At 53.6% G+C, this 16,413-nt stretch carries 10 protein-coding genes; 5 read left to right on the top strand and 5 right to left on the bottom strand.

The window, feature by feature from the left end; genetic code table 11:
- Positions 1 to 251: 251 nt before the first annotated feature.
- The 3 genes from recC to recD are packed head-to-tail and all read left to right on the top strand — an operon-like array spanning position 252 to position 9,543.
- A complete protein-coding gene (gene recC, locus EJN92_RS19335) occupies positions 252 to 3,740 on the top strand; it encodes an exodeoxyribonuclease V subunit gamma (RefSeq protein ID WP_126129326.1) in 3,489 nt (1,162 codons plus the stop codon).
- Positions 3,737 to 7,501 carry an exodeoxyribonuclease V subunit beta gene (gene recB / locus EJN92_RS19330; RefSeq protein WP_126129325.1) on the top strand — a complete coding sequence of 1,255 codons (3,765 nt, stop codon included), beginning with the start codon at positions 3,737 to 3,739 and terminating at the stop codon, positions 7,499 to 7,501. Before recC ends, recB begins: the two co-directional genes overlap by 4 nt.
- On the top strand, positions 7,498 to 9,543 hold the full coding sequence (gene recD, locus EJN92_RS19325) for an exodeoxyribonuclease V subunit alpha (protein WP_227869612.1): 2,046 nt from the start codon (positions 7,498 to 7,500) through the stop codon (positions 9,541 to 9,543). Before recB ends, recD begins: the two co-directional genes overlap by 4 nt.
- 341 nt (positions 9,544 to 9,884) lie before the next feature.
- On the opposite strand, the gene radA is transcribed toward recD, so the two are convergent.
- The gene (gene radA / locus EJN92_RS19320; RefSeq protein WP_126129324.1) at positions 9,885 to 11,267 is read right to left on the bottom strand and encodes a DNA repair protein RadA; all 1,383 of its coding nucleotides are present in this window, start codon (positions 11,265 to 11,267) and stop codon (positions 9,885 to 9,887) included.
- Between the two features lie 156 nt (positions 11,268 to 11,423).
- Here radA and lplT point away from each other — a divergent pair, with 156 nt between their 5' ends.
- Positions 11,424 to 12,686: a lysophospholipid transporter LplT gene (lplT, locus tag EJN92_RS19315; RefSeq protein ID WP_126129323.1), complete on the top strand. Its 1,263-nt coding sequence runs from the start codon at positions 11,424 to 11,426 to the stop codon at positions 12,684 to 12,686.
- Positions 12,687 to 12,719: 33 nt separating this feature from the next.
- On the opposite strand, the gene EJN92_RS19310 is transcribed toward lplT, so the two are convergent.
- From EJN92_RS19310 to tsaB, 4 genes are read right to left on the bottom strand one after another with little or no spacing between them, the layout of a single operon-like run.
- A complete protein-coding gene (locus EJN92_RS19310; protein WP_126129322.1) occupies positions 12,720 to 13,685 on the bottom strand; it encodes a DUF1853 family protein in 966 nt (321 codons plus the stop codon).
- Positions 13,686 to 13,704: 19 nt separating this feature from the next.
- Positions 13,705 to 14,691 carry a uracil-DNA glycosylase family protein gene (locus tag EJN92_RS19305; RefSeq protein ID WP_170174922.1) on the bottom strand — a complete coding sequence of 329 codons (987 nt, stop codon included), beginning with the start codon at positions 14,689 to 14,691 and terminating at the stop codon, positions 13,705 to 13,707.
- Positions 14,692 to 14,708: 17 nt separating this feature from the next.
- The gene (gene rimI, locus EJN92_RS19300) at positions 14,709 to 15,161 is read right to left on the bottom strand and encodes a ribosomal protein S18-alanine N-acetyltransferase (RefSeq protein ID WP_126129320.1); all 453 of its coding nucleotides are present in this window, start codon (positions 15,159 to 15,161) and stop codon (positions 14,709 to 14,711) included.
- Entirely contained in the window at positions 15,158 to 15,844 is a 687-nt protein-coding gene (gene tsaB, locus EJN92_RS19295) for a tRNA (adenosine(37)-N6)-threonylcarbamoyltransferase complex dimerization subunit type 1 TsaB (protein ID WP_126129319.1), read from the bottom strand. Before tsaB ends, rimI begins: the two co-directional genes overlap by 4 nt.
- Positions 15,845 to 15,941: 97 nt before the next feature.
- On the opposite strand from tsaB, the gene EJN92_RS19290 reads away from it, so the two are divergent.
- Positions 15,942 to 16,373: a thioredoxin family protein gene (locus EJN92_RS19290; protein ID WP_126129318.1), complete on the top strand. Its 432-nt coding sequence runs from the start codon at positions 15,942 to 15,944 to the stop codon at positions 16,371 to 16,373.
- Positions 16,374 to 16,413 lie beyond the last annotated feature (40 nt).

Below are 16,413 nucleotides of genomic sequence, written 5' to 3'. Positions count from 1 at the left end.
TCCAGCCTGCCTGTCCGCTAAGCCGCATGGGGTATGCGTGTGCGGGCATGCCGTATTGATGATGCCTATTTATGTGAATTCTGGATATTTACGCATAGAACTTGTTGACTATAGATTAAAATTGCAGCTTACAAAAATACTGGCTTTTGGGTGGTAGCGCAGGCTACGCCCTGCATTTTCCGGCGGATATTTAAATAGTCAAAAATATCCCAAACTTTGCCCCTCCTAGCCACACTATTGAATCGAGCCTCATGTCTGTCCCAATTTCTACTATCACGCCTGGTCTGATTATTCTGCATGGCAATCAGCTCGAACAATTGCGTGCCGCGGTGTTTGCCTGGTTGCGGCTTCATCCACTGGCGCCATTGGAGCAGGCGCTATTTTTGGTGCAATCGAACGGGATTGCCGAGTGGCTGAAAATCGCCGTGGCGGAAGAATTGGGCGTCTGCGCTGCCACCCGCATCGATTTGCCAGGGAGATTTTTGTGGGGCGTGTATCGAGCTATGTTAGGGCGCGATCAGGTGCCCAGCCGATCCGCCTTAGATAAAGCACCGCTGACCTGGCGTTTGATGCGCCTGATTCCTGAGTTGCTGGAGCAAGATGATTTTTTACCGCTCAGGCACTTTCTAGCTGACGGCAATCCCGAGCGTCGCCTGCAATTGGCCGAACGTCTGGCCGATTTACTCGATCAATATCAGGTGTACCGCGCCGATTGGCTCAATGACTGGGCCGAGGGGCGCGATGTTTTGCGCAACGCCAGTGGAGAGGTAAAAGCTTTATTGCCTGATCAGCGCTGGCAGGCGCAACTGTGGCGTGCCATTCTGACTGACGTTGTCAACAATAGCGACGATGCAGCCGATGCTCTGGGACGGGTGACGGTACACCAGCGTTTTCTTGAGCAAGTGGCAAGCGGCCAACTGCCCGTCAGCAAGCTACCACGGCGGGTGGTGTTATTTGGGATTTCGGCGATGCCGCAGCAAACTCTGGAGGCGCTAGCAGCCTTGGCAAAGCATACTCAGGTGATCTTGGCAGTACCCAATCCTTGCCAGTTTTATTGGGGCGACATCATAGAAGGACGCGAACTGCTCAAGGCCCAGCACAAGCGCCAGCAAGCACGCAAAGGCTTGGACCTATCAACGATCCCCTTAGATCAGTTGCATGCATACAGCCATCCTCTGCTGGCGGGATGGGGCCGCATGGGGCGCGATTTTGTGCGCTTGCTGGATGAATTCGACAATGCCAAGGCCACCCAAGAAAATTTCAGCAGCTTGCGCATTGATCTGTTTACCGAAGAGCAAGGCTCTACTTTATTAGCCGGCTTGCAGGCCTCGGTGCGCGATATGCTGCCGCTCAACGAGCACCCTCACCCCGGCTTTAATGCCGACGATAGGTCTATCGTTTTCCATGTTGCGCACAGCACGCAGCGCGAGGTCGAAATTTTGCATGATCAATTATTGAGCATGCTAGCCGAACAAAAAACAGCCCTGAGACCGAGGGACATCGTGGTGATGGTGCCCGATATCGAGGTATTCTCAGCTGCCATCCGCGCCGTGTTCGGGCAATACCCGCAACGCGATGCCCGTCATATCCCCTACACCATCGCCGACGTCAAAGACCGTAGCGTCAACCCGCTATTGCTGGCACTCGATTATTTACTGCGCTTGCCGCAGCAGCGTTGCCGCCAGAGTGAGGTGCGTGATCTATTGGATGTCGCGGCACTGGCAACCCGATTTGGCGTGAGGCCAGAAGACTTGCCGCAACTGAGCCTGTGGATCGCCGGCGCCGAGATACGCTGGGGCCTGGATCAAAGCCACCGCGAAGGCTTGGGGTTAGGTGCCACTGGCGAGCAAAATGCCTGGATCTTTGGCATACGCCGTATGTTGCTCGGTTACGCCAGTGGCAATGCAGAAAGTTACGCCGGGATACAGCCCTACGCCGAAATCGGCGGCCTCGATGCCTCTCTAGCGGGATCGCTGGCGCAGTTTATCGAGAGTTTGATCCATTGGCGGGCAGTGTTGGCGCAGTCCGCCACTCCCGAGCTCTGGGGGCAACGTGCGCGTGCGCTGTTACGCGCTTTCTTTGTGACTGAAGGTAGCCAACTCGCTGAAGCTGATCGCCTCACTTTGGGCCAATTAGAAGACACGCTACAGCAATGGTTAGAGGCATGCCGCAGCGCTGGTTTTGAGGAAAGCATTAGCCTGAGCGTTATGCGCGAAGCTTGGCTAAGCGCGCTCGACCAGCCTAGTGTAGACCATCAGTTCGTCTCCGGCGGCGTGACTTTTTGCACACTCATGCCGATGCGCGCGGTGCCGTTTAAAGTGGTGTGTTTGCTAGGCATGAATGATGGCGATTATCCGCGTCGCAGCCAGCATCTTGATTTTGATTTACTGGCACAAGCTGGCATGGCGCGCCCGGGTGACCGTTCGCGCCGCCACGATGACAGGTATCTGATGCTAGAGGCGCTGCTAGCCGCACGCGACACTCTGTATATCTCTTGGGTAGGAAAAAATATTCGTGACAATAGTGAACAGCCGGCCTCGGTGCTGGTGGCGCAATTGCGTGATTACCTCAAGGCAGCCTGGGATTGCGAGCTCGAACAAATGACGACCCAGCATGCGCTGCAGGCATTTAGCCGGCGCTACTTTGAGCAAGCTGGCTTGACCACCTACGCCAGAGAATGGCGCAATGCTCATCATGAGATCACTTTAGGTCAGCCCATCGCGCCCGATGCCACATTGAGCGGCGAGACATTAGCCGCATTTGAAGTCGATAAGGGGTATCGCCTCAAGCTCAGTGAGTTGGCGCGCTTTATCAAGCAACCGGCGAAATATTTTTTCCGGCAGCGACTGGGGGTGATGTTCAATGATGAGCAAACCCTGGGCGAGGATGAAGAACCTTTCGGCCTGAATGCGCTAGAAGAATATGCGCGTGCCGATAGTCTATTAGACGACTTAGGCAAGCCAGAAGCGATCGCCGAAGTGGCCGACACGCTCAGTAAACGTGCCGCCAAGCTGGGGCGCGAAGGCGTATTGCCGGTAGGACTAATCGGTAGCCAATGGCAAAACCAGTTGGTGAATGCATTGACGCCAGTACGCACTGCCTGGTTAGAGCTGTGCCAGCAATACCCTTACCCAGCCGAGAAAGTTGCGATCAATCTGATCATCGATGAGATACAGTTAGACGGCTGGCTGGAGCGCATGCACAGCAGTACTGCTGGGCAAAATGGCGAAGTGGTCAGCCTGACCCAGATTTCCAGCAAGATCACGAATAAAAAAGGCGAATTGCGCGGCGAGAAATTGATAGACGCCTGGCTCAGTCAATTGGCAGCGGCAGCATTAGGACGCCCGGTGATGGGTTTCTTATTAGCACGCGATGCCATCATCAGCATGCAACCTTTAGCCCAAGCTGAAGCAATCGAGACCCTGCACACTTTGCTCGCCTGCTGGCGCGCTGGCATGGATAGACCCTTACCTAGTGCCTGTAAAACCGGTCTGGCTCTGGCACAGGCAGGCAATCCTCAGCAAGTGTACGAGGGTGGTTATCAACTACGCGGCGAAGTCGAAGAGGCCAGCTTGGCCAGACTATGGCCAGACTACGCAGCGCTCAGCAGCGAGCCAGATTATGAGTCTTGCTCGCTGACACTATACGGTGCTTTAGCCGCATGGATGCAAAGCGCGCTGGGCATCACCGCGATAGACGCCTACCTCAGTACTAGCAACGATGACCAGGATGCAGCATGAACAATCACCAGCAGCAACTAAATCAAGCCAACGGCAGCCAAGTGCTGGACGCGCTGCATTTTCCACTGCATGGTTCGCGCCTGATAGAGGCCAGCGCGGGTACCGGCAAGACCTGGACCATCGCCGCCCTGTATCTGCGCCTGGTGCTCGGGCATGGCAGCGAACTTGGGGACGAGCTTGGAACGAACAGCGCATTCCCACGCGCCCTACTCCCTTCAGAAATTCTGGTGATGACCTTCACCCGCGCCGCCACCCGCGAACTGTCGCATCGTATCCGTGAGCGGCTGGTGCATGCGGCAAAATGTTTTCGCGGTGCGCTGCCCGATCGCAAAGATGTGTTTCTGTGCGAATTGATAGCGGCCTATACCTCGGAGCAAGCGCGACTGCAAGCGGCGCACCGTCTGATGTTGGCAGCCGAGAGTATGGATGATGCCGCCATCTTCACGATAGACGCCTGGTGCCAGCGCATGTTGCGCGAACATGCGTTTGATAGCGGCAGCTTGTTTGATGAAGAATTACTCAGTGATGAAACTGCTCTGTTAGAAGATGCAGTGCGCGATTATTGGCGGCAACAGGTCTACCAACTCGATACCCAGACCTTAGCGGTGCTGCGCAGTTACTGGAATGAAGTGAGCGCATTAGAAAATGCCATACGTCCTTTGGTGGGTAAGAGCGAGTTACTAGGAGCTGTGCCGAAAGAGACTTTGGCTCAGCTAATTCATCGCGTGCAAAGTGAACAAGGCGCGATCTTGGGCGAACTAAAGCAAGGCTGGTTAGAACGCGCGCAAGACATGCAGGCATGGATAGAAGCGCAGCAAACTGCGACGCCCAAGTGTTTTAGCGGCGTCAAGCTCAAAACGGCAACGGTGCAAGCCTGGTTCGCCTCTTTACGGGAATGGGCGCAAGATCCGCTGGCCCTGATGCCAGACGCGTTTGATAAAGCCTGGACTCGCCTCACTCCTGATGGCATCGTTGACGCCTGCAACAAGGGGCATAGCGTAGTGGTACCGGAAGTTTTCGGTCTGCTAAGCGCATTAAAGGCCGAGCTAGGCAAAATTGAACCTATTAAGTTTGCCTTGATACGCCATGCTGCCCACGCAATTGCGGCGCGAGTCGCCACGCTCAAGCAAAGTAAACGCCAGTTTGGCTTTGCCGATATGCTGACGCGCTTACGTCTGGCACTCACAGGTGACAATGCCGCGGCGCTGCGTGCGCGTATCGTGGCGCAATATCCACTGGCCATGATCGATGAGTTTCAAGATACCTCGCCCGAGCAATACCAAATTTTTGATGCACTGTACCAGGTTGCACAAAACCGCCCGGAATTGGGGCTGTTTTTGATCGGTGATCCTAAGCAATCGATTTATGGATTTCGCGGTGCCGACATCAATAGTTATCTGGCGGCGCGTCTGGCCACTAGCGGCAGACATTATTTGCTCGGCACGAATTACCGTTCTAGCGTGGCTTTGGTGCAGGCCGTGAATCAACTGTTTTTGTATGCCGAAGGCGATAGCGAGCACAGCGGCTTTAGCTCTGGTGCTTTCAAGTTTCGTAGCGAGACCGATAATCCGCTGCCGTTTGAGCCTGTCGCTAGCCAGGGTCGCAACGAAAGCTTAGTCGATAGCCAGGGCGCGCTGAACGCCCTGACGCTTTGGTCTAGCGCCGAATCTGATCTGAATAAGAATGACTACTACCAGTTGTTTGCTAATATTTGCGCTGAACAGATCGTCAACCTACTCAACGATACGCAGGCTGGCTTTCAGACTGTGGTGGATGGTGTTCCAAGTTTTACGCGTCTGCAGGCGGCCGACATTGCGATCCTGGTACGCGACCGCAATGAGGCTGCGGCCATCCGCCGTGCCTTGCAAAAACGTCAGATCGCCAGCGTCTACTTATCCGACAAAGATTCAGTGATACGAAGTGAAGAAGCCGCCGATGTCTTGCGCTGGTTACGCGCAGTCTCGAATCCCTTAGATAATGCTCTGGGACGTGCCGCCTTTGCCACCGCCACCGCAGGGCTGACACTGGCGACGCTGGCCAGCCACGTCGATGACGATATGCTGTGGGAGCAAAGAATAGAACAACTAAAGAGCTTGCACACCCTGTGGCAACGTCAGGGCATCCTGGCGATGCTCAGACGTTTCATTCACGATCTAGGCTTGCCAGCACGCTTATTGCAACAAGCCGGTGGCGAACGCCGCTTGACTAATCTACTGCACCTGGCCGAGCTATTGCAAAGCGTCAGTCAAAAACTCGATGGTGAACAAGCAGTGATACGCTGGCTGGCAGAGCAGATTGAGAATGAGAGTGAAGGCGGTGACGAAAGGGTATTACGTTTAGAGAGCGATGCCGAGTTGGTCAAGGTGGTTACCGTGCACAAATCCAAAGGGCTGGAATATCCTCTGGTATTTTTGCCTTTCGCGGTCAGCGCCCGTCCGGCTAGCACCCGCAATCGCAGCTTTTTAGAATATGTCGATGAGCACGGCGCACCTCACATAGATCTGGCTTTAAGCAATGATGCCCTGGCGCAGGTGGAGGCGGCCCGTCTCGAAGAAGATCTGCGTCTCCTGTACGTGGCACTCACCCGCGCACGCCATGCCTTATGGCTAGGCGTCGCTTCGCTCAAAAACAAGATTCATGATTCTGCTTTGGGTTATCTGATTGCTGGTGGTAGAGCTCTCGCTGCGGCGGATTTAAAGGATGAGCTGGCTAAATTGCGCGGCGATTGCGCAGCGATCGCTATCTTGCCTATCGCAACACTGGAGCAAGGCTGTCCGCTCAGCATGCTGGCGCAACTCGATCAAAAACCTGCTCTTATCGACGCACCCGTATTTAGCGCCAGCTTTGAACGCGATTGGTCAGTCAGCAGTTTTACCGCGCTCACCAAGGCGATGTCCGCCACCAACAAGCCTGTGCTCGCCAGCCATGCGCAGGAAGAAAAACTCTTAGAAAATCCTGACTTAGAGCTTCAAAATACGCTCCTGATTGGCGCGCTGATTCGCACGCCATTTAGCCCCACGCAAGACTCGGCCTGGCATCAATTCCCACGCGGCCCACTACCTGGACAATTTTTGCATGAACAACTGGAATGGATGGGATTGGAAGGCTTTGACATCGTTCATCACGCCAGTTTTACCCAGCGACTAGGCGAGCGTTGTGAACGTGCGGGCTGGGGCCATAGGCAAGCGGAGAGCGCGCTCTGGCTACAAGCAATTGCCAACACCCGCTTACCCGCACTCGCAGCCACACTGTGCGATTTCGAGTTAGACCATACCCTGCCCGAGATGGAATTCTGGTTCCCTAGCGAGCATTTCGCCACCAGTGAGCTAGACCAACTCTGCCAAAGCCATTTACTAGCCGGCATTGCGCGCCCTGCCCTGCCAGAGCGGCAACTGCACGGCATGCTCAAGGGCTATGCCGATCTGGTGTTTGAACATCAGGGCCGCTACTGGGTGCTCGATTACAAATCAAACCACCTCGGTGACGACGATGCCAGTTATCACCACGATGCTTTGGCAGGCGCGATGGCCCAGCATCGCTATGATGTGCAAGGATCCATCTATCTACTGGCGCTGCATAGGCTGCTAAAGAGCCGTCTTGGTGCGCACTATGATCCAGACACCCAACTCGGTGGCGCGATCTTCTTTTTCTTGCGCGGCATACACAATAGCCAGACGCATGGTTGTTACCAGTTGCCAGCCAACAGCAGCCTGCTGGACGCTCTCGACAATTTATTTATTACAGAAAGCGCGAGTCTATGATGCGCAGTGCAGACCTCACGAATGCCGCTACTTTCCAGGTTATTCCAGACAATTTGCAGACTTTGTTTGAGACCTTCGACGAATTCGCACAAGCTGGCGTGTTGCGTCGGCTTGGCCCTGCCTTAGCACGCTTTATGGCGTCCTTGGGCATGCAAGACCCGGCGCAACTTTTGGCTTGCACGCTATTATCAGAACTCGAAGGTCGCGGCCATAGTTGCCTGATATTGCAGGAACTAGCGGATGATCCTTGTGGCTTATTAGGCTGGAAAAGCGCGCAATGGCAGGCCTTGGCGGAACTAGCGCAGCCGCTCCCGAATGGATCGAACGAATGGCGTGCGCGTCTCAGCAATTGCCCGCACATCTGGCTAGCGCAGACGCAAGCAGATCAACAACAGCCGCTGGTGCTGGATCAAGACCGACTGTATTTGCGACGTTACTGGACCGATGAGAGCAATGTCGCAAAGGCGATACGCGCACGAGCAGGATCTCAACGCACAGTCGATCTGGCGCTAGCCAAACACTGGCTCAATAAGCTGTTTGATAGCAACGACCTCAGTGCAAAAAGTGCAGAAAGTGCAGAGAGTGCCAGTGCGCCAGACTGGCAAAAAATCGCCTGCGCGATTGCCCTGCGTAGCCAACTCAGTATCATCACTGGCGGCCCCGGCACCGGCAAAACCTATACCGTGGCGCGCTTACTGGCGCTGCTGTTCGCTAGTGCTGCAAAACCAGAAAATTTACGTATCGCACTGGCCGCGCCTACCGGCAAGGCCGCCGCCCGACTTAAACAAGCGATAGACGCCGCGCTGCAAGAACTCAGTGATAAAGTTGGCAGCGCCCTGCCCTTGGCGCAATTAAGTAACCGTATGGGTGCGGCGCGCACGCTGCACAGCTTGCTTGGTGCGCGTCCGGATACCCGCCTGTTTGCCCATCACAGCGGCAATCAACTCGATCTCGATGTGCTGATCGTGGACGAGGCTTCGATGGTACATCTGGAGATGATGGCGGCGATACTTGCAGCCCTGCCCGCCAGCACCATGTTGATACTGCTGGGCGATAAAGATCAGTTGGCCTCGGTAGAAGCTGGCGCGGTACTCGGCGACTTATGCCGGGATGCCGAGGCCGGCGGCTATAACGATCAGACGCTAGACTACTTGAGCAGTAGTTGCGGGGTCAAGCTGCCTGCGCAGTTCCGCGGTGATGCTGCCGCCATGGGCCAGCAAACCGTGATGCTGCGCCAGAGTCGGCGCTTCGGTGGGCCTATCGGCAAACTGGCACTGGCGGTCAACAGCGGCAATAGCGCCGCCGCAGTGGCTAGTCTGCGCGCTGGCGATAGCAGCAACTTGCATTGGATTACACAAGCTCAGTCTAAACAGATCTTGGAATTAGCGCTAAACGGTCGCAGCGGCGCGGAAGGCGGTTACCGCAGTTATCTGTCACTGCTGAACCAGCAGCCGCGTGTTTATGCAGATCCCGCCAGTCTGGTGGCAGAACATGAGCTGTGGGCCTTGCAACTACTCCAGCGTTTTGAAAGTTTTCGTATCTTATGTGCGGTGCGCGAAGGCGCATGGGGAGTGGCTGGTTTAAATACTGCCATCGAGCTCGCTCTGGAGAGCCAAAAACTGATCAAGCGTCACACCGAATGGTATATAGGCCGGCCAGTGATGATCACACGCAATGATCACGGTACCGGGGTTTACAACGGCGACATCGGCATCTGCCTGCCCGATCCGTTGCGCGCAGACGCCCCACGCGTCTACTTTTTAGAAGGGCAAACAGTACGCAGCGTACTGGCCACCCGTCTGCGCGAGGTGGTGACCGCCTACGCCATGACGGTGCATAAATCCCAGGGTTCGGAATTTAGTCACACCGTGCTGGTCTTGCCCGAAGTCGCATCGCCCGTGCTCAGTCGCGAACTGGTGTACACCGGCATCACCCGCGCCAGAAGCAATTTCACCCTAGTCACACCAGTCGCATCGGTGTTTGAAGAAGCCTTAAAACGCCGCACCCTACGCGCCAGCGGTTTGACCGGCTTACTTGCCTAGAATTTGCGTAGGATTTGCGTAGGATTTGCCTAAAATTTACGTCAAATTAGCTTACTGTTCAGCCCGCTATGAAGAAAGTCAAAACCACTCAACACAGAGGCACAGAGACACAGAGGTTCACAGAGGAAAGCAAGGCAGTTCTCCGTTTTTCTCTGTGCCTCTGTGTCTCCTTTGAGAGGTTTTCGTTTTGTTTTCAATAATTTTAGTAGCAGGCTGAACAGTTGCCAAATTAGACTTTTAAGGGGAGTATCCACATCTATTGGTCGTTTGCCCGCATATCCTATGCGCAAGCGGCTATAGGAATCGCATACCACGGGGAGTATATTGCAACTCTTAAAGCCTTATTCGAGCAGACCGTCGATATCTCTGACCTTGCTCAGTGCCTCGTCGATACGGTCGACCGCGATGATTTGTAAGCCTTCGATTTTTTGTTTTGGCGCATTTGATTTGGGGATGATGGCAATCGAGAAGCCTAGTTTGGCGGCTTCGCGCAAGCGTTCCTGACCGCGTGGCGCGGGTCGGATTTCACCCGCCAAACCGACCTCGCCAAACACCACTAAGCCGCGCGGCAAAGGCTTATTGCGCATCGATGAATTAATCGCCAGTAGCACCGCCAGATCGGCGGCTGGCTCGGTGATCTTAACGCCACCGACGGCATTGATAAACACATCCTGATCGGAGGCGGCGACGCCGGCGTGTCTGTGCAAGACCGCCAGTAACATCGCCAGCCGATTTTGATCCAAGCCTACCGACAGCCGTTTGGCGTTGGGTGCATGCGAGGTATCGACCAGAGCCTGGATCTCGACCAAGAGCGGGCGCGTGCCTTCCTGCGTCACCATCACGCAAGAGCCAGCCACCGGGGTATCGTGCTGCGACAGGAATAAAGCAGAAGGATTGGATACCCCTTTCAAACCTTTTTCTGTCATGGCAAACACGCCCAATTCATTGACCGCGCCAAAGCGGTTTTTAATCGCCCGCACCAATCGAAAACTAGAATGGGTATCACCCTCAAAGTACAAGACGGTATCGACAATATGCTCCAGCACGCGCGGCCCGGCCAGCGCACCGTCCTTGGTGACATGCCCGACCAGGATCATGGTGATGTTATTGCCCTTGGCGATACGCGTGAGCTGCGCCGCACATTCACGCACCTGCGCCACCGAGCCGGGCGCCGAGCTGAGCGCATCCGAATACACGGTCTGTATCGAGTCGATCACCACCACCTGCGGTTTGTAATCGGCCAGGGTATTAAGAATCTTTTCCAGCTGTATCTCGGCCTGCAAATGTAAATCGGTGGCATCGAGCATCAGGCGTTTGGCGCGCAAGGCAATCTGCGAACCGGATTCTTCACCGCTGACGTACAACACCTTTTTGAGCTTGGAAAGGCTAGCCAGCGCCTGCAATAAGAGCGTCGATTTACCTATGCCAGGGTCGCCACCGATCAAGACCACGCCGCCTGGCACCAAGCCGCCACCAAGCACTCTATCGAATTCTTCTATGCCGGTGCCGAAGCGCGGAATATCCTCAGTCTCAATATCTGCCAAATTGAGCACAGGCGCGGTTTGCGCCAAGCTCTGGTGGGTATTTGAAAAGCGATTGCCGCCAACCTCGATGATGGTCTCCACCAAAGTATTCCATTGCTGGCAAGACGGACATTGCCCGGCCCATTTATTCAGAATGCCACCGCATTCGGTACAGGTGTAATTTGTCTTTGCTTTGGCCATGGTCGAAGTCTGGTTGGAAGGATAGATCTAAAAATGCAAAATATACTGATATTTTAAACAGTATCTTACGAAATGCTTGCTCTATTTCATGAGTATTTCTGAATTTTCATGGTATAAAGCCATTCGGTGACATTATGTAACAGGTATAGAAAACGAATGAAACGCGGTTTTTACACAATTATGGCAGCGCAGTTTTTTTCCTCGCTGGCCGATAACGCATTGCTGATCACAGCGATGGCTCTCTTAGTTAGCATGGATGCGCCAGCTTGGATGACGCCCCTGCTGAAATTATTCTTCGTGATGTCCTACGTGTTACTGGCAGCCTTCGTCGGTGCTTTTGCCGACTCTCTGCCCAAGGGCAAGGTGATGTTCGTCACCAACCTGATTAAAGTGGCCGGTTGCGCATTGATGTTCGCCGATGTACACCCCTTGCTCGCCTACGCTGCCGTAGGATTTGGCGCGGCGGCTTACTCGCCAGCCAAGTACGGCATCCTCACCGAGCTACTACCGCCGGATCGACTAGTCGCTGCCAATGGCTGGATAGAAGGCTTGACCATCACTTCGATTATTTTCGGCACAGTCTTGGGTGGCACACTGATTAATCCTAAGGTCTCATCAGCTTTATTAAGCCTTGATTTCCCGGTGTTCGATTTCGGCATAGACTCCCCCACTGAAGCGGCACTATTAGTCATTACCGGTTGTTATGCACTGGCGGCAGCCTTCAATCTACGCATACCCGATACTGGTGCACGCTACGACTGTCAACAGCGCAATCCTATCAAAATGGTGACAGAGTTTGCCGGCTGCTTTCGCACCTTATGGGCTGATAAACTGGGACAAATATCACTGGCAGTGACCACCTTATTTTGGGCGGCTGGCGCCACACTACAATTTATCGTACTCGACTGGGCTAGAACCTCACTGGGCATGCCACTCAATAAAGCCGCCGTTTTGCAAGGTGTGGTCGCAGTCGGCGTGGCGCTGGGGGCGGTCGGAGCAGCGCGCTTTGTACCTTTGAAGAAATCCTTATCGGTGATGCCTTTGGGTATCGCCATGGGCTTGGTCGTCACCACCATGACCATGGTGACGAATGTATGGGTCGCCTATCCCTTACTGATCTTGATCGGGGCTTTGGCAGGTTTTTTTGTAGTACCGATGAACGCACTGCTGCAACATCGCGGCCATGTATTGATGAGCGCCGGACATTCAATCGCCGTGCAAAATTTCAATGAGAATTTGTCGGTGCTGGTGATGCTGGGATTGTATGCATTAATGGTGTCGTTTCAGATGAATATCCATCTGGTGATCATCCTATTCGGCCTCTTCGTGGCGGCTACCATGTTTATGGTCATGCGTAGACATCAGGCCAACCAAAGAGAATTCGATTCTATCGCCTTGATTGGTGAGCACAAACACTAAGCGATCAGTGTGTGCCAATACCAATGCTGTTAATTAGATGACGGGCTGCGCTCTTAGGCTCGCCCGTTTCTGTTGCGCGCGACTAGGCCAATCATTCGGCACTACCATGCCACGGCAAATTTCCTGCATGCAGTTGCCATGTTTGCTCATGATCGCCAGTAAGACTGGACTCTGATCACTCAAGAAGTGGCGTTTAAGCACCTCTGTCAAATCATCTTTCACCATCACCGCATCGATCTCACACTGCGCTGGCGCTAGCCATTCCAGTCTGGGGAGTAGTAATGCATAGGGTATCGCTAGCTGCTCTATCTCATCCAAAGTCCACCAGTAGGCACGGCAATGATCTGGCGCGACGCCTGCGATGACGGGTGCAGCGATAGTTTCGGCGCGATAAAACAACCAGCCTTTAACCAGGGCGCGCGCCTCCAGCACTTGTTTCGGAACTAGTTTCTGCGCCTCGGGATGCTGCGCCAAACCCAACTGCTGTTGAAAGGTTTTCCCCATCTTACTGCCTAGGGTATCGGCCAGATTAGGCCCTAAATAATCATACAGATCAGACTCTCGAGCGCCACCCTGCTCTGCCACCAATAAATAAAATTTGCTGGCGATTTCCCAATGCAAAAGATCTTCACCCTGATGCAATAAAAAATCAAACTCGCCTACCGTGGTACCACGTTCATGTACTTGCAGACCATGTGCATACAACAAGCCTTGATGATGCAAGAAGAACGCCAAAAGATTTTCCGCATAATGCCCTAGGCGCCTATGCTTGTGCAGCGCTAGCGCTTCATGCAATGCGGTTGGCTGCCTATCCAATTGCTGCAACCAGGCATCGAGCTTACTTTTTTCGGGTAAATTCAGATCAACGATTTTGTCACGCCACAGTTCGCAGGCGCTGTCGAGTAAGCCTGGCGAAGTGAGTATCCATGCCAGAGCACGCACATGGACGTCTTGTAAATGCTGCCATTCATGATGAAAGCGCGCTTGGTAAGTTTCCATGGCCTCTAATTACTAATTACTAGTTACTAGCCAGCGAATTCATGGCGAGGCAAAGATCAGCCCAGACTCGAGCTTTCCCGATTGGCTTGGTCAACAAATAGCGCGGGTCATCGCTCAAGACCAGGGGCAAGCCCTCAAACTGCTGCAAGCCGCCGCGCATTGCCATTACTGCTGCGGTATCGGTACTGAGCAGCGCGCCCGCGACTGTGCTACCGAGCGCGACCAGCACGGATGGCTGCATCAATTTTATCTGCCTACGCAAGCATGGCAGGCATAGCGAATATTCAGCTGCCAAGGCCGTCACCTCTTTGCCGCGCGGCAGCTCCGGTGCTGCAATCAAAACATTACTCAGATACGCTTTTGCGCCCCTTTGCACGCCCATCGCCAGTAACATATTCTCAAATAGCGCTTGGGCGCTAGCGGCCGCTTGATGTCTACGCGCGCCCCCGGCCGCATCGCAATACACGAATAGATAATCTGGTTTGGCACGGTCAGCCCGGAACAGAGCTTGCTCCGGCTTTTCTGACAAACCACACAGGCAAGCCGCGTGCTCTATCAGTTGGCCGTTTGAGACCGAGCCTTGTGCGGAGACGCCATGATCCTCACCGGCGGCGCTGCTACTCCAGGCCAAGTCTAAGCCGGCATCAAGTTCAGACTTTGGGACTGGGCTTGTTGCGAGTTCTTGCGGTGTTTCGATCTCAGGCAAATCAGGCAAGCCCAACACCGGCAGCAAATCCGCCACCCCGACCGGCACAGCGTTATCGGCCGACTCAGTGCGCTCAGTCGTATCTTGATGAGCTTCCTCGTTCAAGAAGAGCGCGAAAGCCGCCGTTTCATCTTCATTTTGAAGCGGCGCAGGCGCTGGCTCCGAGTTGACTGGTGTGACTGGTGTGACTGGCGGTTCTACAGCGCTAGCGCCCTGCACTGGAATCGGCGCATCGTGACGCAACTTCCAGAGCGGACCTAAGCTCATCTCACTGAGCAGAAAATCTCGTTTGTCATTCATCATAGTGTCGAATTCATTCAAAGTTCCATGCGCATCACGATCGCATCTTCACGCATATTATCGGCAACCGGGTAATAGGCTTTGCGTCGCCCTATTTCTGAAAAACCGTACTGCGTGTACACACTGATGGCGCGCAGATTGCTCAGCCTAACTTCCAGCAATACAGAAATAAACTTTTGTTCGCGGGCACTGGCGCACAGATGATCCAATACGCTGCGGGCGTAGCCTAAACCCTGGTACTGAGTGGAAATAGCAAAATTTAGCAAATGCATTTCGTCGACTACCGGCATCAGTACATAGTAAGCGATCAAATTATTACTCGCATCCTGCAAACCAACCATCTCGTGCGAATTATACAAAGAGTCATGGAAGTTTCCGCGTGTCCATGGATGGCTATACAGCTGCTGTTCTATCTCTAATACGCGATCAACATCAGCAAAACTCAGGCGATAAAATTGAGCTGTACTCATGAATTTTTTAACTGCATGCGTTCTATCGTCGTCAGGGCTATTTTGTTTCTCAAATACACAGGCTGCGCCATTTCCGGTGCAACTTGCTTGCCATCCGAAAAGTCCACCGCAGCCAATTGCGCCACTTGCGCAGCGTGCGGCATTTTAAATACGATCTTCATACTGCCAGTCTCAGCTGGAGCTGTTAATCCATTCCCCAGCACCAAGACACTCGCGTGTGCGTCCGCATAGGCGAGCGCGAGCTCTAGCGCTGACAAGGCAGGCTCACTGACCAGTTCCCAAGCTTGATTACGCAGACGATAATGAGCCCAATACACTTCAGCCATACGCGCATCTAACACACAGACAAAGTCAGCGTCACTGTTCTGCTCACGTGCCGCTTGCGCCATGGCTTGCAGGCTGATGATCGGCAATATCGGTAAATCCGAGCCATATGCCAAGCCTTGCACGATGCCGCAAGTGGTTCTAACACCAGTAAAGGCGCCGGGACCACAACCAAAAGCAATTGCCTGACATTGGCTTAAGCTTAAACCGGCAGCATTTAGCAGTTCTTGTATCGCAGGAAGTACGCCTTGCGAATGGGTCTGCACCCCAGTTAGCTCACGAATAGATAATTCGCCCTTGTTTAGCAGGGCAACAGAGGCGAGTTCGGTAGAAGTTTCAATAGCAAGTAATGTAGTCATAGACGTATTTTACCGCGCCAAGCCCCCCTTACGCGTACTTGCAGAGACAAACTTATGCAGAGCTACTGAAGGGCGAAGTGTTAGGTTAAAATAGTATATGGAAAAATTTCAAGAAAACACGGCCGATCTTTCCGTGATCAAGGCGAATTTACAAAACAAGAACTGGTTGGTTGCCTGCTTATGCGCTGCCTGGTGCGATACTTGTGGCGCCTATCGCCAGCAATTCGATTTACTTCAATTGCAGCATCCAGATAAGTGCTTTGCATGGATAGATATAGAGGATCAGGCCGATCTGGTCGATGCGGTAGATATAGAGAACTTCCCCACCATCTTAATTCAGCATGAAGAAAATATTATCTTCTTCGGCACCATGCTGCCGGATGCCGGGCAAGTGCATAGGCTACTCATGTCATTTGAAGATGGCTTGAAAAACCAATTAGAACAAGGGATCAAGATGCACAATCCATCCTTAACGCAAGATGTACCAGCTACTTGGAATCTGCGCCAACTCATACTCAACAGTGATTAACTTAAAATTTTAGCTGATACACCAGGCCGGAGAAATCGCA

The organism is Undibacterium parvum, from assembly GCF_003955735.1.
GTDB classification, from domain to species: domain Bacteria; phylum Pseudomonadota; class Gammaproteobacteria; order Burkholderiales; family Burkholderiaceae_D; genus Undibacterium; species Undibacterium parvum.
Note: the sequence above shows the minus strand (reverse complement) of the source record. Positions and strands in the feature narration are given on the sequence as shown.